Origin of the sequence: Streptomyces torulosus (assembly GCF_001419765.1) — a bacterium.
GTDB lineage: Bacteria > Actinomycetota > Actinomycetes > Streptomycetales > Streptomycetaceae > Streptomyces > Streptomyces torulosus.
On sequence record NZ_LIRK01000341.1, the window covers coordinates 18,640 to 37,304 of the forward strand.

Annotated in this window: 17 protein-coding genes and 1 pseudogene; 10 read left to right on the forward strand and 8 right to left on the reverse strand. The window is 71.2% G+C overall.

Going from position 1 to position 18,665, the window contains the following annotated elements; translation table 11 throughout:
• Positions 1-131: 131 nt before the first annotated feature.
• Complete coding sequence (locus AOK23_RS23385; protein ID WP_055714631.1) at positions 132-566, reverse strand: RidA family protein; 435 nt, start codon at positions 564-566, stop codon at positions 132-134.
• Positions 567-715: 149 nt separating this feature from the next.
• Here AOK23_RS23385 and AOK23_RS23390 point away from each other — a divergent pair, with 149 nt between their 5' ends.
• From AOK23_RS23390 to AOK23_RS23425, 8 genes are read left to right on the forward strand one after another with little or no spacing between them, the layout of a single operon-like run.
• Positions 716-1,531 carry a fumarylacetoacetate hydrolase family protein gene (locus AOK23_RS23390; protein WP_055714632.1) on the forward strand — a complete coding sequence of 272 codons (816 nt, stop codon included), beginning with the start codon at positions 716-718 and terminating at the stop codon, positions 1,529-1,531.
• Between the two features lie 31 nt (positions 1,532-1,562).
• Positions 1,563-2,078 (forward strand): cupin domain-containing protein, encoded by a 516-nt coding sequence (locus AOK23_RS23395; RefSeq protein ID WP_055714633.1) that lies wholly within the window; start codon positions 1,563-1,565, stop codon positions 2,076-2,078.
• The gene (locus tag AOK23_RS23400) at positions 2,078-3,013 is read left to right on the forward strand and encodes an acyl-CoA thioesterase (protein WP_055714634.1); all 936 of its coding nucleotides are present in this window, start codon (positions 2,078-2,080) and stop codon (positions 3,011-3,013) included. Before AOK23_RS23395 ends, AOK23_RS23400 begins: the two co-directional genes overlap by 1 nt.
• Positions 3,010-4,659, forward strand: coding sequence for an AMP-binding protein (locus tag AOK23_RS23405; RefSeq protein WP_055714635.1), 1,650 nt, complete (start codon positions 3,010-3,012; stop codon positions 4,657-4,659). The genes AOK23_RS23400 and AOK23_RS23405 overlap by 4 nt, the downstream gene beginning before the upstream one ends.
• Positions 4,656-7,031, forward strand: a complete 2,376-nt coding sequence (locus tag AOK23_RS23410; protein WP_055714636.1) for a bifunctional salicylyl-CoA 5-hydroxylase/oxidoreductase — start codon at positions 4,656-4,658, stop codon at positions 7,029-7,031. Before AOK23_RS23405 ends, AOK23_RS23410 begins: the two co-directional genes overlap by 4 nt.
• Positions 7,028-7,519 carry an acyl-CoA thioesterase gene (locus AOK23_RS23415; protein WP_206336271.1) on the forward strand — a complete coding sequence of 164 codons (492 nt, stop codon included), beginning with the start codon at positions 7,028-7,030 and terminating at the stop codon, positions 7,517-7,519. The genes AOK23_RS23410 and AOK23_RS23415 overlap by 4 nt, the downstream gene beginning before the upstream one ends.
• Positions 7,516-8,364, forward strand: coding sequence for a PaaX family transcriptional regulator (locus AOK23_RS23420; RefSeq protein WP_240496519.1), 849 nt, complete (start codon positions 7,516-7,518; stop codon positions 8,362-8,364). Before AOK23_RS23415 ends, AOK23_RS23420 begins: the two co-directional genes overlap by 4 nt.
• A gap of 47 nt (positions 8,365-8,411) precedes the next feature.
• On the forward strand, positions 8,412-9,368 hold the full coding sequence (locus AOK23_RS23425) for an AraC family transcriptional regulator (RefSeq protein ID WP_055714637.1): 957 nt from the start codon (positions 8,412-8,414) through the stop codon (positions 9,366-9,368).
• 26 nt (positions 9,369-9,394) lie between these two features.
• Here the strand turns inward: AOK23_RS23425 and AOK23_RS23430 are convergent, their stop codons facing one another.
• Positions 9,395-11,086 (reverse strand): indolepyruvate oxidoreductase subunit beta family protein, encoded by a 1,692-nt coding sequence (locus AOK23_RS23430; RefSeq protein WP_063791385.1) that lies wholly within the window; start codon positions 11,084-11,086, stop codon positions 9,395-9,397.
• Positions 11,083-13,251 carry a thiamine pyrophosphate-dependent enzyme gene (locus AOK23_RS23435; protein WP_055714638.1) on the reverse strand — a complete coding sequence of 723 codons (2,169 nt, stop codon included), beginning with the start codon at positions 13,249-13,251 and terminating at the stop codon, positions 11,083-11,085. The genes AOK23_RS23430 and AOK23_RS23435 overlap by 4 nt, the downstream gene beginning before the upstream one ends.
• A gap of 289 nt (positions 13,252-13,540) precedes the next feature.
• On the opposite strand from AOK23_RS23435, the gene AOK23_RS23440 reads away from it, so the two are divergent.
• Complete coding sequence (locus tag AOK23_RS23440; RefSeq protein ID WP_055714645.1) at positions 13,541-14,344, forward strand: cyclase family protein; 804 nt, start codon at positions 13,541-13,543, stop codon at positions 14,342-14,344.
• Here the strand turns inward: AOK23_RS23440 and AOK23_RS50150 are convergent.
• Positions 14,286-14,840: a helix-turn-helix domain-containing protein gene (locus AOK23_RS50150; protein WP_240496521.1), complete on the reverse strand. Its 555-nt coding sequence runs from the start codon at positions 14,838-14,840 to the stop codon at positions 14,286-14,288. The two genes, AOK23_RS23440 and AOK23_RS50150, sit on opposite strands and share 59 nt — an antisense overlap.
• On the opposite strand from AOK23_RS50150, the gene AOK23_RS48530 reads away from it, so the two are divergent.
• Positions 14,820-14,987, forward strand: coding sequence for a transposase (locus tag AOK23_RS48530; RefSeq protein WP_107102848.1), 168 nt, complete (start codon positions 14,820-14,822; stop codon positions 14,985-14,987). The two genes, AOK23_RS50150 and AOK23_RS48530, sit on opposite strands and share 21 nt — an antisense overlap.
• A gap of 223 nt (positions 14,988-15,210) precedes the next feature.
• Here the strand turns inward: AOK23_RS48530 and AOK23_RS23455 are convergent.
• From AOK23_RS23455 to AOK23_RS23470, 4 genes and pseudogenes are all read right to left on the reverse strand, one after another.
• A pseudogene (locus tag AOK23_RS23455) lies at positions 15,211-15,929 on the reverse strand (IS6 family transposase).
• Positions 15,930-15,962: 33 nt separating this feature from the next.
• Positions 15,963-17,045, reverse strand: coding sequence for a 4-hydroxy-2-oxovalerate aldolase (gene dmpG / locus AOK23_RS23460; RefSeq protein ID WP_079049644.1), 1,083 nt, complete (start codon positions 17,043-17,045; stop codon positions 15,963-15,965).
• Positions 17,042-17,971 (reverse strand): acetaldehyde dehydrogenase (acetylating), encoded by a 930-nt coding sequence (locus AOK23_RS23465; RefSeq protein WP_055714640.1) that lies wholly within the window; start codon positions 17,969-17,971, stop codon positions 17,042-17,044. The genes dmpG and AOK23_RS23465 overlap by 4 nt, the downstream gene beginning before the upstream one ends.
• Positions 17,968-18,665: amidohydrolase family protein (locus AOK23_RS23470; RefSeq protein WP_157878132.1), on the reverse strand; the 698-nt coding region annotated here is incomplete at its 5' end. The genes AOK23_RS23465 and AOK23_RS23470, both read right to left, overlap by 4 nt.

The following is an 18,665-nucleotide window of genomic DNA, read 5'->3' on the forward strand; positions in this document are numbered from 1 at the left end:
TCGCCGTCCGGCCTCGCGAAGACGCCCTGGGCGCCACCGGGGAGAGGTTCTCGTCCTCTCCGGCGGCGCCCAGGGCGCATGCCGTTCTGGCGTGCGGGCGACGGGCGGATGCCGTTCGCCCGCACGGGGGGTCAGGCCGTGGCGGGCCGCACGAGGCGCTCGTCGGGGATGACCGCGACGCCGACGATCTCGATCAGGGCCTCGGGCTGCCACAGGCCCGTGGTGCCGATGCCGGCCATCGCGGGGTAGACCGGCCCGGCCAGCTCGCGCCACACCGCCCCGATCTCCTTGCCGTGCGCCTGGTAGTCGGGGATGTCGGTGAGGTAGATCGTGATGCTCACCAGATCCTGCGGGATGCCGCCGGCCTCCGTCAGCGTGGCGAGGACGTTGCCGAACGCCTGCCGGAACTGCTCGACGATGCCGCCGGTGACGATCTTCATGTTCTTGTCGAGAGCGGTCTGACCGCCCAGGTAGAGCGTGTTGCCGCTGAGCGTGCCGTGCGAGAATCCGCTGGGCTTGGGCAGGGACGCGGGGTTGACCGGAACCGGGGCCGAGTTGGTCGCCATGAAGAGCTCCTGCGGGGGCGTTGCCGGGTCTGTGCCGGATCTGTGCTGTCTGGCGGCCACACCGTAGCATCTATTGACAGATTTATGACGCTCGCGGGGATAATGAAATATCCCGAGGAGCGCACCGCGCCGAAGAGAGGGAAGAACCCATGCGTCTATCGACCGTCCTCCACGCCGCCGGTACCAGCGCCGCCGTGCTGGACGGGACCACCTGGCGTGCGCTGCCGGCCGCCGACCTGTCGGCGCTGCTGGCCGCGGTGCCCCTCCAGCGGGTGGCCGGCCTGGCCGGGGACGCGCTGGCCGACGCCGTCCCGGTTCTGCCGCTGCCGGCCCCGGGCAAGGTGATCTGCTGCGGCCTGAACTACGCCGACCACATCCGGGAGACGGGCCGCGAGCTGCCGACGTACCCCACGCTCTTCCCGAAGTACGCGGACACCCTGACCGGGCCCGAGGCCGACCTCGTGCTGCCGGCCGGTCTCCAGGTGGACTGGGAGGCGGAGCTGGCCGTCGTGGTCGGCACCCCCCTGCGGCGCGCCGACCGGGTCACCGCGCTGGCCGGGATCGCCGGGTACACCGTGGCGAACGACATCTCGGTGCGCGACTGGCAGTACCGCACCCTGGAGTGGTTCCAGGGCAAGGCCTGGGACGCCACCACCCCCCTCGGCCCCGTGGTCGTCACCCCCGACGAACTGGACCCGGCGGCGGGCCTGCAGGTGATCTGCCGGGTCAACGGCGAGCAGACGCAGCGCGACACCACGAAGACGCTGGTCTTCGACGCCGCCGACCTGCTCGCGTACATCTCGACGTTCACCGTGCTGCGCCCCGGCGACCTCGTGCTGACCGGCACGCCCGGCGGCGTCGGAGTGGCCCGGGAGCCCAAGCGCTTCCTCGCCGACGGCGACGTCGTGGAGACCGAGATCTCCGGTATCGGCACGCTGCGCAACACCGTGCGCTTCACCGGCTGACGCCCCCACCCATCACCGACGAGGAGTCCTCATGAACCCCGATCCCAGCCAGTTCGTCCCCGGTCAGCAGGTCCCCGCCCCGTACGTCCTCGACGGCGACAACTCGATGTACGCCACCGAGAGCGGCCTGGTGGTACCCGTCGTCACCCGCGGCGGCACGGAACCCGGTGACACCGGGCAGTCCGCCGGCGCCACCAGGATCTCGGGCGTCAGCGTCCAGCACACCCCGGCCACCCGGATCTGGTTCGGCAAGGTCCACAACGACGGCGGCTACCGCTCAGTGCCCCACCACCACGGCGAGGCCGAGACCGGCGGCTATGTGCTCTCCGGCCGGGCCCGGATCTACTTCGGCGCGAAGTTCGAGGACTACATCGACATGGCGGAGGGCGACTGGGTGTTCGTCCCGCCGTTCCTGCCCCACGTCGAGTGCAACCTCGACCGCAACAACCCGCTGACCTGGATGACGACCCGCACCCCGGAGAACATCGTGGTCAACCTCCCCCAGGTCGCGGACACCGACCTGCGCGACTGGACGGACCGCCCCTGATGACCGACACCAACTCCGAGGTCTTCACGGCCGCCGTCACCCTCACCCCGGCCGAGGCCGAGCGGTTCGACCTCGCCTTCACGGCGGTCACCCAGCCCTGCCCGTGGCCCAAGGCGTACGGCGGCGACCTGGTCGCCCAGGCCGCCGCGGCGGCGATGAAGTCCGTCGGCGACGGCAAGACGCTGCACTCCATGCACTCGTACTTCATGCGCCCCGCCGACATCGGCGCCGAGGTCCGCTACGAGGTGGAGCTGCTGCGCGACGGCCGCGGCTACGCGACCCGGCAGGTGCGCGGCTACCAGAACGGCAAGCCGCTCTACGTGTGCCTGGCCAACTTCGCCGCCGGCGAACCGGGCGGCAGCCACAGCGCGGGCCTGCCCGACTGGCTGGCGGCCGCGGGCCTGCCCGGCCCCGAGAAGCTGCTCAGCTCCGCGGAGTACCTCGCCGGGCGGACCGGCGGCACGATGACCGACGCCTCCAAGGACTACTGGTGCGGTGGCCGGGGCTTCGACATGCGCCATGTGCCGGGCCCCGTCTACCTCGACGTCGAGGGCGAGCGCAAGCCCCACCAGGCGGTCTGGGTCAAGCCGTTCGACGCGCTGCGGCCGGTCGACGGGCTCACCGACGCGCAGCGGGACACGGCCGCCCTCGCCTACGTCTGCGACTACACGATCCTGGAGCCGGTGCTGCGCGTCCTGGACCTGCCCTGGGCGCGCGAGGGGCTGGTCACCGCGAGCCTCGACCACGCGATGTGGTTCCACCGGGCGCCGCGGGCGGGGGTGGCGGACGACTGGCTGCTCTACGCCCAGGAGGCGGTCGCGGCCGAGGACGGCAGAGGGCTCGCCACCGGCCGCTTCTTCACCCCGGACGGCACCCACCTGGCCACCGTCGTGCAGGAGGGAATGATCCGCGACGCCGAGGGAGGGCGGCCATGACCCTGTCGCCCTCCGGACACACCGACACCTTCGCCCGCGACCACCTCCCGCCGACCGGGCAGTGGCCGGTGCTGGAGTTCACCACCGAGGCGCTGCGCTACCCGGAACGCCTCAACGCCGCCGTCGAGCTGATCGACGTCGCGGTAGCCGCGTTCGGCCCGGACCGGCCCGCGCTGCGCACCCCCGACGGCGAGGTGTGGAGCTACGGCGAACTGCGGCGGCGGGCCGACCAGGTCGCCCAGGTGCTCACCGAGGACCTCGGCCTGGTGCCCGGCAACCGGGTACTGCTGCGCTCCCCCAACAACCCGTGGACCGTCGCCGCCTGGCTGGGCGTGGTGAAGGCCGGCGGGATCGCCGTCACCACCATGGCCGCGCTGCGGGCCGGCGAGCTGGCCCCCGTCGTGACGAAGACCCGGCCCGCCGTCGCGCTGGTCGACCACCGCTTCCTCGACGACGTGTGGGCGGTACGCGACTCGGTCGCGCCGGACCTGGTCGTCGTGCCGTACGGCGGTGACACGGCCGACGACCTGAGCAGCCGCGTCGCGGCCAAGGACGGGCGGTTCAGCGCGGCCGACACCGCCGCGGACGACGTCGCCCTGTTCGGGCCGACCTCGGGCACCACCGGCGTCCCGAAGATCACCACCCACTTCCACCGCGACATCCTGTCCATCGACCACACCTTCGGCAGGCACACGCTGCGGCTGCGCCCGGACGACCTGGTCGCGTGCACCGCCCCGCTGGCCTTCACCTTCGGGCTCGGCCTGCTGGTCGTCTTCACGCTGCGGGTGGGTGCCTGCGCCTTCCTCACCGAGGCGGCGGCACCGGCGGTCCTCGCCGACCTGGTCGCCGAGCACGGGGTGACCGTCCTGGCCACCGCGCCGACCGCGTACCAGCAGATCCTCAAGTCCGGGAAGGCGGACCGGCTCGGCGGGCTGCGCCGCGCGGTCAGCGCGGGCGAGCACATCCCGCAGAGCCTGTGGGAGGAGCTGCGCGACCGACTCGGCCTCAAGGTGATCGACGGGATAGGCGCCACCGAGCTGCTGCACATCTTCATCTCGGCCGACGGCGACGACATCCGCCCCGGGGCGACCGGCAGGCCGGTGCCCGGCTACCGCGCCGCGATCCTCGGACCGGACGGCGAGGAACTCGGCCCCGGGGTCGAAGGCCTGCTCGGGGTGATCGGCCCGGTCGGCTGCCGCTACCTGGACGACGAGCGGCAGGCCCGCTACGTCCTGGGCGGCTGGAACGTCACCGGCGACACCTTCCTGCGCGACGAGGACGGCTACTTCTGGTACCGGGCGCGCAACGACGGCCTGATCGTGTCGTCCGGGTACAACATCGCCGGCCCCGAGGTGGAGGCCGCCGTCGCCACCCATCCGGACGTCGTGGAGGCGGCCGTGGTCGCCGAGCCGGACCCCGAGCGCGGCTCGATCGTCTGCGCGTTCGTCGTCCTGCGCGACGGCGTGACCGGCGACGCGGCCACGGCCCGCGCCATCCAGGACCACGTCAAGCGGCAGATCGCGCCGTACAAGTACCCGCGCGACGTCCGCTTCACCGACTCCCTGCCGCGCAACCCCAGCGGCAAACTGCAGCACTTCAAGCTGCGTCAGATCGTGGCGGAACAGATCGTGGAGGAACAGTCATGAGGATCGCTATCGCCGGCGGCGGCCCCGGAGGCCTGTACTTCGCCGCCCTGATGAAGCAGCTGGACCCGGCGCACGAGGTCACCGTCTGGGAGCGCAACGCGCCCGACGACACCTTCGGGTTCGGTGTGGTCTTCTCCGACGAGACCCTCGGCGGCATCGACAACGCCGACGACGTCGTCCACGCCGCCATGGAGACCCGGTTCGCCCGCTGGACGGACATCGACATCGAAGTCGACGGGGAGCGGTTCACCGTCGGCGGCCAGGGCTTCGCCGCGATGAGCCGCAAGGAGCTGCTGGGGATCCTCCAGCGGCGGGCCGCCGATCTGGGCGTCACCGTCCACTACCGCACCGAGGCCCCCGACGTGGACGAGCTGCGCGCCACGCACGACCTGGTGCTGGCCGCCGACGGCCTCAACTCCGCCATCCGCACCAAGTACGCCGACGTGTTCGGACCGTCGCTGGACCGGCGGCGCAACAAGTACATCTGGCTCGGCACCGACCTGGTCTTCGAGGCGTTCCAGTTCTTCGTCAAGCAGACGGAGTGGGGCACCATGCAGATCCACGGCTACCCCTACTCCGACGGCGGCTCGACCTTCATCGTCGAGATGCACGACGACGTCTGGCGGCGCGCCGGCTTCGACCGGACCGAGGACCAGGTGTTCCCGCCGGGCGTCTCCGACGAGTACGCCGTGGCCCGGATCGCGGAGATCTTCGCCGACGAGCTGCGGGGCCACCAGGTCCTCACCAACAACTCGAAGTGGCTGAACTTCACCACGGTCCGCAACGAGCGCTGGTCTGACGGCAACGTGGTGCTGCTCGGCGACGCCGCCCACACTGCGCACTTCTCGATCGGCTCGGGCACCAAGCTGGCCATGGAGGACGCCCTCGCGCTGGCCGCCTGCCTGCACGAGCACCCGACGGTGACGGAGGCCCTGGCCGCCTACGAGACCGAGCGCAAGCCGGTCGTCGAGTCGACGCAGCGGGCCGCGCAGGCCTCCCTGGAGTGGTTCGAGAACATCGGGATGTACGCGGGCCAGGACCCGGCGCAGTTCGTCTTCAACCTGCTGACCCGCTCGCGGCGCATCACCTTCGAGAACCTCAGGGAGCGCGACGCCGAGTTCGCTGCGCTGATGGAGTCCGAGTTCGCCCGGCACCAGCAGGCTGCCGAGGTGGCCCCGGCGATGTTCCAGCCGGTCCGCATCGGTGAGCTGGAGCTGAAGAACCGGATCATCGTCTCCCCGATGGACATGTACTCCTCGGACGCCGGTGTCCCCGGCGACTTCCACCTGGTGCACCTGGGCTCCAAGGCGCTCGGCGGGGCCGGCCTGGTGATGAGCGAGATGGTCTGCGTGTCGCCCGAGGGCCGGATCACGCCGGGCTGCCCGGGGCTGTGGACCGACGGGCAGCGCGACGCCTGGCGCCGGGTCACGGACTTCGTGCACGACCGGACGACCGGCAGGATCGGCCTGCAGCTCGGCCACTCGGGCCGCAAGGGCTCGACCCGGCTGATGTGGGACGGCATCGACGAGCCGCTGGAGGAGGGCAACTGGGAGGTCATCGCCCCCTCGGCACTCCCCTACGGCGCCGGCTGCCACGTCCCCCGTGAGGCCACCCGCGCGGACCTGGACAAGGTGATCGCCGACTTCACCGCCGCCGCCGTGCGCGGCGCGGAGGCGGGCTTCGACCTCATCGAGGTGCACGCCGCCCACGGCTACCTGCTCTCCTCCTTCCTGTCCCCGGTCGCCAACCGGCGCACCGACGAGTACGGCGGCTCGCTGGAGAACCGGCTGCGGTTCCCGCTGGAGGTCTTCGACGCGGTCCGCCAGGCCGTCCCACTCCACATCCCGGTCACGGTCCGTATCTCGGCGACCGACTGGATGCCGGACGGCAACACCGCCGACGACGCGGTGGACATCGCCCGCGCCTTCATCGAGCACGGCGCCGCCGCCATCGACGTCTCCTCCGGCCAGGTCGCCAAGGAAGAGAAGCCCGCGTTCGGCCGCTCCTACCAGACGCCGTTCGCCGACCGGATCCGCCACCGGGTGGCCGGTCCCGCGGGCGTGCCGGTGATCGCGGTCGGCGCCATCTCCTCGTACGACGACGTGAACTCGATCCTGCTGGCCGGGCGGGCCGACCTGTGCGCCCTGGGCCGTACCCACCTCTACAACCCGCAGTGGACTTTGCAGTCCGCGGCGGAGCAGGAGTACCGCGGGGCCGGTGCGCAGTGGCCGGTGCAGTGGGCGGCGGGCCGGCGCAAGCCGCCCACCTCCCGTACCGACAAGGTCCCGCCGCGGCTGTCGCTGCTGCGCGAGGGCGCCGGCGGCGATGTGCACCTGCGCTGGACCCCGACCGCGAGCACGGTGCCGGCGTGACCGCCGCGCTCCCGGCCGCGCACCCGGTCGGCGTGCACCGCACGCGCATCGAGTGGATCGACACGGACGCGGCCGGGATCTACCACAACAGCACGGTCGTACGGTTCGTGGAGGCCGCGGAGGCCTCGCTGATGGCCGGGCTCGGCCTGCACGGCTACTTCCCGGTGGCGCCCCGCGTCCGCTACGAGGTGGATTTCGAGTCGCCGCTGTTCTTCGGCCAGGACGTGCGCACGGTCGTGGAGCCGGTGCGGATCGGCACCAGCTCGATGACCTTCGCCTTCGAGGTCTGGGGCGAGGAGTTCCGGGGCCGTCCGGCCGGCCGGGCCGCGCGCGGCCGTTATGTGACCGCGCACATCGGCCCGGACCACACGAGCGGTGCCGTCAGCGTGCCCTGGCCGCCGGAGTGGGTCGCGGCGCTGACCGGCCCGGTCCCCTCGACCGGGCCGGTCGGATCATGCGATGCCGGTCCGGCATACTCACGGGAATGAGCGAGACCAAGGGCGACCGGCCCACCACGGCGGCGCGCCGGTCCCGGACCGTGCTCGTGAGTTTTCTCGGCGCGATCGTGCGCAAGATGGGCAACTGGATGCCCATCGCGGGCACGGTCGAGCTGCTGACCGCGTCGGGTCTGGACGCCGCGAGCGTCCGGACGGCGGTCTTCCGGCTCAAGAAGCGCGGCTGGCTGGAGTCGGAGAGCCGCGCGGGGATGCGCGGCTACGCGCTCACCCCGGCCGCGCTGGCCGCGCTGGCCGCCGGTGACGAGGTCATCTGGCACGCCCGGCAGCCGGCCGAGCTGGGCGACGGCTGGTGCTTCGTGAACTTCTCCGTGCCCGAGTCCGCCCGCGCGCTGCGCCATAAGCTGACCGGACACCTGACCTCGCTCGGTTTCGGCAACATCGGCTCCGCGGTCTGGATCGCCCCCGCCCGGATGCTGCCGGCCGCGCAGCGCGCCATCGCCGAGCTGGACCTCACCGGGCAGTGCGCCGTCTTCGTCGGCGACTACGTCGCCGGTCAGCCGCTCACGGACATGGTCCGGGGCGGCTGGGACCTGGACGAGATCGACCTGCGTTACCGGGATTTCATCAGCGTGTACGAGGATGAGGCACAGCACCTCACCGAGGCCGCGGTCATCGACGGGCGGCACGCCTATGTCACGTATCTCGCCGTGATCGACCACTGGCGCAAGCTGCCGTTCCGCGATCCCGGGCTGCCTCGCGAGGTGCTGCCTCAGAACTGGTCCGGCCCCGCCGCGGTCCAGCTCTTCGAACGCATGGTCACGATCCTGGAGGGCCGGGCGCTGGCGCACGCCGCCGGCCACTGGTCCTCGCCCTGATCGCCCTACGGCTTGCCGCCTCTGGGGTGCCGTCCCATGGAGACAGCATGGACTCGGTGGAGTTCTACACGACCGATGTCGAATGCGCGCGCGTGGAGGTCGGCCGGCTCTTCTGCCCTCACCGCCTCACACTGCGGGCCGAGCGCTCGGTGAAGCTGCGGCTGGCAGCGCACCGGCTCGGTGAGCTGGGCGTGGTCGACCTCGACTACGGCAGCCCTGTCCGGGTCCAGCCGGAGCCGCTGCCCTTCTACCTGGTGCAGATGCCCTACCGCGGTACGGGCCTGGTCCGGCACGCCGGCCGGGACGTCGTCGTGAGCGCCGACACGGCCGTGGTGATCTCCCCCCAGGAGCCGTTCGAGAAGGAGTGGTCGGCGGGCACGCCGCACCGGATCTTCCACGTCCAGCGCACCAGTGTCGAGCGGGAACTGCGACGGCTCCTCGGGCACCCGCCCGAGGAGCCGGTACGGTTCGAGCCCGGCGCGTCCACCACCACTCCGCAGGCGCGGGCGTGGCGGCGCGGCCTCGACTTCTTCGCCGAGGAGCTGGCGGGCGCAGGGGAGTCCTCCCTGCTGGACCACCCGGCGGTCGCCCAGCGCTTCGAGGAGGCGCTGGTGGGGCAGCTGCTGATCACCCACCGGCACAACTACAGCGACGAACTGGCCGCCACGGCCGGACGTCGGCCGCCGAGCCGGCTGGTCCGGCGGGCCTGCGCCCTGATCCGGGACCACCACGACGAGCCGCTCACCGTGGGCGATGTCGCCGAGGCGCTCGGGGTCGGCGTGCGGACGCTGCAGGAGTGCTTCCGCCGTGAACTCGGCAGCACCCCGACGGCGTATCTGCGGGCCTGCCGGCTCGACGTCGTGCATGACGCGCTGCGGGCCGCCGAGTCCGGGACGTCGGTGACGGCCATTGCGCTGGAGCACGGCTTCGTGCACATGGGCCGATTCGCCTCCGACTACCGGGCCCGTTTCGGGGAGAGCCCCTCGGCGACGCTGCGCGGGTGAGCGCGCGGCGCCGCCGGCGGGGCGGGTCAGCCGGTCGGGACGGGCAGCGCGGCCAGCTCGGCGCGGAGTTTCACGCCGTCCTCGTCCGCGAGCGCCGCGGCCCGCAGCTTCTTCAGCCGGTCGGCGGCGCCGTCCGTGCCGGGCAGCGCGCGGGCGGCCGTCATCAGCAGCTCGAAGCTCTCGCCGCCGTGGGCGTAGGTGGCGCCGTAGCCCTTCAGGACCTGCTGACACTCGATGATCTCGCGCGCCAGGGGACCGTCCTGGGCGGCCGTGGCGAGCGCGAGGTCCAGCCAGGCGTCGATGGCCTCCTGTTCCCGCACGAACCGCAGCGACCGGGGGCGCAGCGGGCGCATCCGGGCGAGCACCGCGAGCGCGGTGTAGCCGGTGACGGACGTCGTGTTGAGGACGATGCCGCGGTGGGTGAGGGTGTGAACGAGCCGCCCGAACAGCTTCGAGCGCAGCAACAGGGCGCCGAGGCCGGCGGGCAGGGTGTCGGTGATCTCCTCCACCTGGGGGTGCAGGTACTCGCGGACCTGGGCCAGGTGGCCGCCGGCCTTCGCCTCCTCGCGCACCCGCTGCATCCGGTGCCGACGGGTCTTCTGCTGGGCGACCTGGATGGTGTCCTGGTAGCACATCCACAGCGCGATGTGCCGGGCGGCCTCGCGGGTCAGGGCCGCCTCGCCGTCGCGGTCCGGGTCCACGGCGGCCACCGCCGCGACGCGGTCCAGGTAGCGGTCGGTGTACTCGGGGCTCTGGTAGACGGCCGTGCGGACGACACCGTGCAGCGCCGTCGAGCGGACGGGCTCGGGGAGTACGGCGGCCCGCTGGGCGTGGGCGGCCAGGGCCGGGCCGACGAGGGAGGCCGGGTCGGTGGCGGCGATCTTGACGCGCTCGCGTTCGGCGGCCTGCTTGCGGTCCTCGGCGGTCTCGGGACGGCGGAGCCCGATGGTCACCGGGACCGGTCCGCCCGAGCGGGCGGCGCCGGCCGGGGGGACGGCCGGTGTCTGGGCGGCCTGGCGCTGTCCGGCGGCGACCTGGCTCGCGGCCTCCGTGTAGGCGAGGGCGAAGGCCCTCAGGGAGCGCTCCGCCGCCTTGGGGAAGGCCCGGATCGGTGCCTCGAACTGCTCCCGGGTGAAGGGCAGGGCGCCGGATCCGGCGAGCGCGCCGTACAGGGAGGCGCTGATGACACTGCCCGCGCTCTCGGCGAGGGTCGCGAAGTCGGCCGCCACCAGGGTCTTCGCGGCGCGCTGCGCGGCGGCGAACAGTTCGTCGCTGTCGACCCGTCCGTCCCCGAGGGCGATCTTCTCGTCGACCGAGTAGGTCCGGTTGGTCGAGGTGATCAGCGTGGTGCGGTCGGGGGTGGCGAAGCCGCGCTGGACGGCGCGTCCGCACTCCATGAGTTCGGAGGTGATGACGATGTCCACCTCGCCGGGCGTGGGGAAGAGGCTCAGGATCGGCTGGGTGCGGCCGCCCGCCGGGATCCCGCCGGGGGGCGGCGGGAGGAGTTCGACGTAGTAGACGGTCGCGCCGGTGCGCTGTGCGACGCCGGCGACGGAGGTGTTCTGTGCGGCCCAGCCGGCGTGTTCGCCGACCTCTACGATCCAGTCGGCGAGGACGCCGCCGCCCTCTCCGCCCATGGCGAGGATGGCCAGGGTGACCGGCCGCTGTCCGCCGCGCCAGCTGGTGCCGCGGTCGTTTCGGGACTGTGTCGTGGTCATCGGGCTGCCACCTCGTATCGTGCCGCACGGTTCTCCAGACCCTTGGACGCCAGGGCCATCCAGCGGTCCCGCACCCTGGCCAGGACGCGGTCCCGGCGGGTCGGGTTCTGCACCACGTCGGTCCGGTAGAACGACGGGCACAGGACCGCGGCGTGCGCGTTGGCGCCGCAGACCCCGCAGCCGACGCAGCTGTCCAGCACGGTGGCGATGGGGTCGGTGCGCAGCGGGTCGGGATTGTCGGTGATGGTCAGGGACGGGCATCCGGAGATCCGGATGCAGGCGTGGTCGCCGGTGCAGGTCTCCGGATCGACGCCGAAGCGTTCGCGGACCACCCGCTTGCCGTCCTTGAGGTCGGCGGCCTGCTGTTTCTTCACCCTGCGCTGCCGGTTGAGCTGGCACTCGCTCTGGGCGACGACGACCTTGGGGCCGGGTTCCTTGGTGGTCAGCGCCTCGACGAAGAGGTCGCGCAGGGCGGAGACCTTGTAGGTGTTGGCGACGGTGCGGCTCCAGCGCACGCCGATTCCCCGTACGGCCCGCTCGATGGGGTGTTTCGTAGAGCGGATCGGGTTGTCGGCCTGCGAGGAGAGCACGTCCTGGCCGCCGGTGGCGGCGCTGTAGGCGTTGTCGACTACGACGAGCAGCTGGTCGTTCTCGTTGAAGACGGCGTTGCCGACGCCGCTGGTGAGGCCGTTGTGCCAGAAACCGCCGTCGCCCATGATCGCGACCGTGCGCCGGTCGGCTTCCTTGGAGTTGAGCGCGGAGGCGCCCGCGGATCCCAGGCCGTAGCCCATCGTGGTCGCGCCGAGGTTGAACGGTTCGTTGACGGCGAAGAGGTGGCAGCCGATGTCGGCGCTGATGTGGTGCTGGCCGGTCTCGCGCTCGGCGAGTTTCAGGGCGCTGAAGATCGGCCGCTCGGGGCAGCCGGTGCACAGGCCCGGCGGGCGCTGCCGCATCTCGGCGGCGGCGACGCGCGGCGCGAACGGGCTCTCGGGTTCGGAGTCGGGGAGCAGCAGCGTCGGTTCGTGGGCGATCGCCTCGGGGAGGTAGGTGCGCAGGAACTCGGCGACGCCCTTGGTCATCGCGGTGGAGGTGTACTCGCCGACCGCGGGCAGCATGTCCTTGCCGTGCAGCGCGGTGTCGCTGCTGGCCCGCCGCAGGATCGCGTGCAGGTTCTGCTCGATGTAGTCGGGCTGTCCCTCCTCCAGGAGCAGCACGGCCTGTTTGTCGGCGCAGAAGTCGAGGATCTCGTCGTCGACGACGGGATAGGTGACGTTCATGACGTACAGCGGCACGCTGGTGCGGCCGTACGGGTCGGAGGCGCCGAGGAGTTCGAGGGACCGGTTGAGGGTGTTGTAGAGGCCGCCCTGGACGATGATGCCGACGTCGGCCCGGCCATTGCCGAAGACCTCGTTCAGGCCGCGTTCCTTGATGAAGCGGACGGCGGCCGGCCAGCGGTCCTCGTGCTTCTCCTTCTCGTGCAGGAAGGTCGCGGGCGGCAGCACGATCCGGCTCAGGTCGCGGCGCGGGTTCTCGATGGCGTCCTTGACGGTCATCTCCGGGCGCCGGTTGTCCTTCGCCGTGAAGGTGCCGTGCAGGTGGCAGGAGCGCAGCCGCAGTTCGAGCATCACCGGGGTGCTGGAGACCTCGGAGAGTTCGAAGCCGGCCTCGACCGCGTTGACGATGGCCTCCAGGTTGGGGCGCGGGTCGAGCAGCCACATCTGGGACTTCATCGCGAAGGCGTGGGAGCGCTCCTGCATGATGCTGGAGCCCTCGCCGTAGTCCTCGCCGACGATGATCAGCGCGCCACCGGTGACGCCACCGCTCGCAAGGTTCGCGAGCGCGTCCGAGGCGACGTTCGTACCCACGGTGGACTTGAAGGTGATGGCGCCTCGCAGCGGCTGGTGCACCGATGCCGCGAGCATCGCTGCCGCCGTCGCCTCGGAGGCACTGTTCTCGAAGTACACGTCGAGGTCCGACAGGACCTCGTGGGCATCGCCGAGCACATCCATCAGATGGGAGATCGGCGCGCCCTGGTAACCGCCGACGTATGCGACACCCGACTGCAGAAGCGCCTTGGTGACGGCCAGGATGCCTTCTCCGCTGAACGTCGTCCCGGCGCCTTGCCGCAGCTTTCCGATCTCGGCGGCGAAAGACCTTTCCGCCATCGTGTTCCTCCTTGCTCGGGTCGTCGGCCCCGCCACTGCCGACTCAGCACTGCCGGGCACGCCGGCCCCTGATCGAGCGGGACACGAAGCCACGCTCCCGCCGTGGTACCGAGTCGGGAAAGGTTTCGTGCGATGTTGGGCGACCTTACGAGCACGTCCGCACCGGGGCTATCCGCGCGACGCGGCTTCGGTCCGCTGAACGCAGAGGGTCTTCGGCCGGCGCTTTTATGGGGCCATGCTCGTCGACACCCGCACCATTCCGCTCCACTCCTTCGGAAGGACCACACGCATGAGCGACGTCATCACCGCAACCGCGCACCTGACTGCGGTGGCCGATCAGCTGGTCTCGGGCTCGATCGAGGTCGTCGACCTCACCGCCTCCTTGCACGGCGGGACCCCGATTCTGGAGCTGCCTGAGCCGATGGGTCAGACCGCCCGCTTCCAACTGGAGGAAATCAGCCGCTACGACGACCGCGGCCCGGCCTGGTACTGGAACAACTTCCGCACCGGCGAGCACACCGGCACCCATTTCGACGCACCGAACCACTGGATCACCGGAAGGGACCTGGACGACGTCTCCCAGGTTCCCGCCCAACGGCTCGTCGGCGCCGCGGTGGTCATCGATCGGACGGCAGAAGTGTCCGCTGACCCTGACTACCTGCTCGACGTCGCGGATCTGCGCGTTTGGCAGGAAGAGAACGGGCCCCTGCCGGAGCGCTCCTGGCTGCTGTACCGGACCGGCTGGTCCCGGCACGCCGAAGATCCTGCCGCTTTCGCCAACCTGGGTGAGAACGGCCCTCGCACTCCGGGGCTGACTCCCGCCGCCGCTCGCTACCTCGCCGAAGAGACCGGGATCCTTGGCATGGGAGTCGAGACGGTCGGCACTGACGCGGGCGCAGCGATGGGCTTCGAGCCGCCGTTCCCCTGCCACTCCTTCCTGCTCGGCGCGGGCAAGTACGGGCTGACCCAGCTCTGCCATCTGGACAAGCTTCCGGTCACCGGGGCGGTGCTGATCGCAGCCCCTCTGCCGATCGTCAACGGTTCCGGCTCTCCCTGCCGCGTGCTCGCGCTGGTGCCGACCGACGGGAACTGAGCCGGAGCCCATCGGGAACCGCTCTGGAAGCCGCGGGTTCCGGACGGCTACCCAACGGTGCCAAGCAGCAGACGAGGGGGTACCCGCACCTGGGGGTACCCCTCGAGGACTTCTGCGGATCGGTGGACAGTTTCAAGGAGTCCTTGCAGGTGGGGCTTAAGGTCGAACCACTTCCAGATCCGCCCGATCGTCGATCGCGACAGACCGGTGCGCCGGGCCATCGAGGCCCGTGACCAGTGCGTGTCCTGGCCCGGGACCGACTCCAGGTGTCCACGACGACCTCCTCGACCTGGTCGAGGAGGATCGAGGGCGGGCGGCCCGAGCTCGGCTCGTCATGCAGGCCGTCGAGGCGTTTCGCGATGAACCGGGCCCGCCGGCGGTCCACGGTCGACCTGTCGATGCCGAGGTCGGCCGCGGCCCGCTGGTTCGTCCCGCCCTCCGCGCAGCGCAGCGAGCTGCGGCATGATGCCTCTTCGTGAGTGTTGATCTTTCGCAGCGGCTGGTTCCTGACGGTCTGTGGGAACTGGCCGCCCCGTTGCTGCCGTCGTTCACCTCCCGTCCGCAGGGCGGCGGGACCGCGCCGCTCGACGAGCGCTGCGTGTTCACGGCGGTGGTGTACGTGCTGACCAGCGGGTGTGCCTAGCGGTGTCTGCCGGAGACGTTCGCCGTCTCGCCCGCGACGGCACACCGCCGGTTCACGGCGTGGACGAGGGCGGGGCTGCGGCGTCGACTGCACCGGGCGGTCCTGGCCGAGCCGGGCGCCCGGAGCGAGATCGACTGAACCTCGGATCGGCGCTGTCACGTTGTTGGGTGGGCGGTGTCTGATGGTGCGTCGCGGCGTGGTGGAGCCCGGTTTAGGGCTGTGCTCAGGCCGCGGTGGCGAGGGCGGCGACGCCGGTGATCTGCTCCCAGATGGCGAAGCGGACGGTCATCTCGGAGCGGTAGCGGTGTGCGGGCATCAGGTGTCGGCGGGGCCGGAAGTGGGGCGAGATGCCGCTGAACGCGGACAGGAACCGCTGCGCTCCGCCCGCGGAGCGGAAGCGTTTCATCGCGCGTTCGCGCTGCCTGGTGGGCTGGTGGCTGTTCTCCGCCCGGTTGTTCAGGCCCTTGTGCGAGCGATGTTCCACCGAGGGCATGACCTCGCGGTGGGCCGCGCCGTAGGAGCGGAGCTTGTCCGTGACGACCACCCGCGGCACCGCACTGGCCGTCTTCATCAGGCGGCGGAAGAAACGCCTGGCCGCGCCTTGTCCCAGCGCTTCTGCACCAGGATGTCCAGAACGTTGCCGTCCTGGTCGACGGCCCGCCACAGGTACTTCTGGTCCCCGTTGATCCTGATGAAGACCTCGTCCAGGTGCCACCTGTCCCCAGGCCGTGGCTGCCGGTGGCACAGCGCGTTGGCGTACTGCTGCCCGAACTTCCGGCACCAGCGGCGGACCGTCTCATACGAGACGATCACACCGCGCTCGAGCATCAGCTCCTCGACCTCGCGCAATGACAGAGGGAAGCGGAAGTACAGCCACACACAGTGGGAGATGACCTCGACCGGGTACCGATGCCCCTTGTACGCCAGCGACACGGACCCCACAGACAGCCCCCTCCAGCACGATCAACCAGAAGATCATCCCACCCGGCCAACCAACGTGACAGCGCCCTCCTGCGGGGTCGGTGCGCTGGTGCGGGCGGCCAGGTCGAGGGCTACGTCGGCCAGGAGGTCTTCCTGGCCGCCGACCATGCGCCGGGCGCCGACCTCGACGAGGATGTCGCGGGTGTCGACGCCGTACCGGGCGGAGGCGGCCTCGGCGTGCCGCAGGAAGCTGGAGTAGACGCCCGCGTAGCCGAGGGTGAGAGTTTCGCGGTCGACGCGGACGGGCCGGTCCTGCGTGGGGCGCACGAGGTCTTCGGCGGCGTCCATGAGCGGGAACAGTGCGCAGGCGTGCTCCCAGCCGAGAAGGTCCATCACGGCGACGAACGGCTCGATCGGGGCGTTGCCGGCGCCTGCGCCCTGCCCGGCGAGGGAGGCATCGACACGGTACGCGCCGTTCTCGACCGCGACGACACTGTTGGCGACACCGAGGGCGAGGTTGTGGTGGGCGTGGATGCCGATCTCGGTCGCCGGGTCGAGTACGTCGCGGTAGGCGCGGACCCGGTCGCGGACGCCGTCCATGGTGAGTCGGCCGCCGGAGTCGACGACGTACACGCAGTGCGCGCCGTAGGACTCCATGAGTTTGGCCTGTTCGGCGAGCTGCTTCGGCTCGGCCATGTGGGACATCATCAGGAACCCGGAGACGTCCATGCCCAGTTCGCGGGCCAGGCTGATGTGCTGTGCGGAGATGTCCGCCTCTGTGCAGTGAGTGGCGATACGGATCGACGACACCCCCAGCTCGCGGGCGGCGCGCAGGTCCTCGGCGGTGCCGATGCCGGGCAGCAGCAGCGAGGTCAGCTTCGCCCGGGTCAGGACCGAGGCGGCGGCCTCCAGCCATTGCCAGTCGGAGTGTGCGCCGGGGCCGTAGGTGAGGGAGCTGCCGGACAAGCCGTCGCCATGAGCGACTTCGATGGCGTCGACGCCGGCCGCGTCCAGGGCCCCTGCGATGGCTTTCACCTGGTCGAGGGTGTAGCGGTGCCGGACGGCGTGCATGCCGTCGCGCAGGGTCACGTCCTGGACGTAGACCCGGGGTGTCTGGGGGGTGTGTGAGGTGGTCACGCGGCGACCCTCCCGGTGGCGAGGTGTTCGGCGGTGCGCAGCGCGGCCGCCGTCATGATGTCGAGGTTTCCGGCGTAGGCGGGCAGGTAGTGGGCCGCGCCCTCCACCTCGAGGAAGATGGTGATGTGCCAGCCGCCGTTGGGCAGGCCGGCGAGCTTCGCGGCCTGGTCGCCGGCGGCGACGGGCACGAACTGCACCTCCTGCTTGAGGCGGTAGCCCGGCACGTAGGCGCGGACCTTCTCGGCCATGGCGTGCACGGAGGCAGTGACCGCGTCCCGGTCGCAGTCGGGGACGAGACAGTGCACGGTGTCGCGCATGATGAGGGGCGGCTCGGCGGGGTTGAGCACGATGATCGCCTTGCCAAGCGCGGCGCCGCCGACTTCTTCCAGGGCGTGAGCGGTGGTCTCGGTGAACTCGTCAATGTTGGCGCGGGTGCCGGGGCCCGCTGACTTCGACGAGATCGAGGCGACGATCTCGGCGTAGGCGACGGGAACGACCGCGCTGACCGCGGCGACCATGGGCACGGTGGCCTGGCCGCCGCAGGTGACCATGTTGACGTTGGCGGCGTCCAGGTGGGCGCCGAGGTTGACCGGCGGAACGACGTACGGTCCTATGGCGGCCGGGGTCAGGTCGATAAGGCGCTTGCCGTGCCCTGTCAGGAGGTCGTGGTGGAACCGGTGCGCCCTGGCGGAGGTGGCGTCGAAGACGAACTCGATGTCGGAGAACTCATCGAGGGCGATCAGTCCCTCTACGCCGTCGGCGCTGGTGGCCACCTTGAGGCGACGGGCACGAGCGAGGCCGTCGGAATCCGGGTCGATGCCGATCAGCGCGGCGACTTCGAGGTGCTCGGAGCCCCGGAGGACTTTGATCATCAGGTCGGTGCCGATGTTGCCCGACCCGATGATCGCGACTTTGGTGCGGCTCATCGGGAGACCTCCGTGGTGGACAGCGCGGGGGTGGTCTGGAGGGTGGTGGGGAGCAGGTCCTGCAGCCCGAACAGGCGCACGGCGTTGCCTGCGAGCAGCGCGTTTTGACCTATGGGGTTCAGCCTGCTGGCGCGGATCAGAGCGCCGGGCTCGGCCTCGCCGAGTGGGAAGGGGTAGTCGGTTCCCAGCAGGACCCGGTCGGTGCCCATGACGTCGACGAGCAGCCGCAGCGAGTGCTGGTCGAAGACGGCGGAGTCGACGTGGAAGCGGTCCAGGTAGCCGGACGGCGGCAGCGGGCTGTCCTTGCGGACGATGTCGCGGCGCCGCCAGGCGTTGTTGGCGCGGCCGAGCAGGTAAGGAAACGAGCCGCCACCGTGCGCGAACAGCAGCTTCAGCTCCCGCGGGATGCGCTCGAACGCACCGGACAACGCAAGCCGCAGGATGCTCAGGTGAGTCTCGGCGCTCATGCCGACCAGCCACGCCAGCATGTACTCCTCAGTGCGCGGATCGTGGGCCATGTCCCACGGGTGCACCAGGACGGTTGCGCCCTCGAGGGCGCAATGGGTAAGGAACTCGGTGACGGCTCCGTGGTCCAGGTCGCGCGGCCCGACGTGGTTGCCGATGTGCACGCCGCGGTGACCGGCGCGCACGGCGCGGGTGACGGACTCGCACGCCGCCTCGGTGTCCTGCAGCG

Coding starts and splice junctions, on each gene's coding strand:
- AOK23_RS23385 (WP_055714631.1), bottom strand. CDS start 566: ATGGCGACCAACTCGGCCCCGGTTCCGGTCAACCCCGCGTCCCTGCCC.
- AOK23_RS23390 (WP_055714632.1), top strand. CDS start 716: ATGCGTCTATCGACCGTCCTCCACGCCGCCGGTACCAGCGCCGCCGTG.
- AOK23_RS23395 (WP_055714633.1), top strand. CDS start 1,563: ATGAACCCCGATCCCAGCCAGTTCGTCCCCGGTCAGCAGGTCCCCGCC.
- AOK23_RS23400 (WP_055714634.1), top strand. CDS start 2,078: ATGACCGACACCAACTCCGAGGTCTTCACGGCCGCCGTCACCCTCACC.
- AOK23_RS23405 (WP_055714635.1), top strand. CDS start 3,010: ATGACCCTGTCGCCCTCCGGACACACCGACACCTTCGCCCGCGACCAC.
- AOK23_RS23410 (WP_055714636.1), top strand. CDS start 4,656: ATGAGGATCGCTATCGCCGGCGGCGGCCCCGGAGGCCTGTACTTCGCC.
- AOK23_RS23420 (WP_240496519.1), top strand. CDS start 7,516: ATGAGCGAGACCAAGGGCGACCGGCCCACCACGGCGGCGCGCCGGTCC.
- AOK23_RS23425 (WP_055714637.1), top strand. CDS start 8,412: ATGGACTCGGTGGAGTTCTACACGACCGATGTCGAATGCGCGCGCGTG.
- AOK23_RS23430 (WP_063791385.1), bottom strand. CDS start 11,086: ATGACCACGACACAGTCCCGAAACGACCGCGGCACCAGCTGGCGCGGC.
- AOK23_RS23435 (WP_055714638.1), bottom strand. CDS start 13,251: ATGGCGGAAAGGTCTTTCGCCGCCGAGATCGGAAAGCTGCGGCAAGGC.
- AOK23_RS23440 (WP_055714645.1), top strand. CDS start 13,541: ATGAGCGACGTCATCACCGCAACCGCGCACCTGACTGCGGTGGCCGAT.
- AOK23_RS23465 (WP_055714640.1), bottom strand. CDS start 17,971: ATGAGCCGCACCAAAGTCGCGATCATCGGGTCGGGCAACATCGGCACC.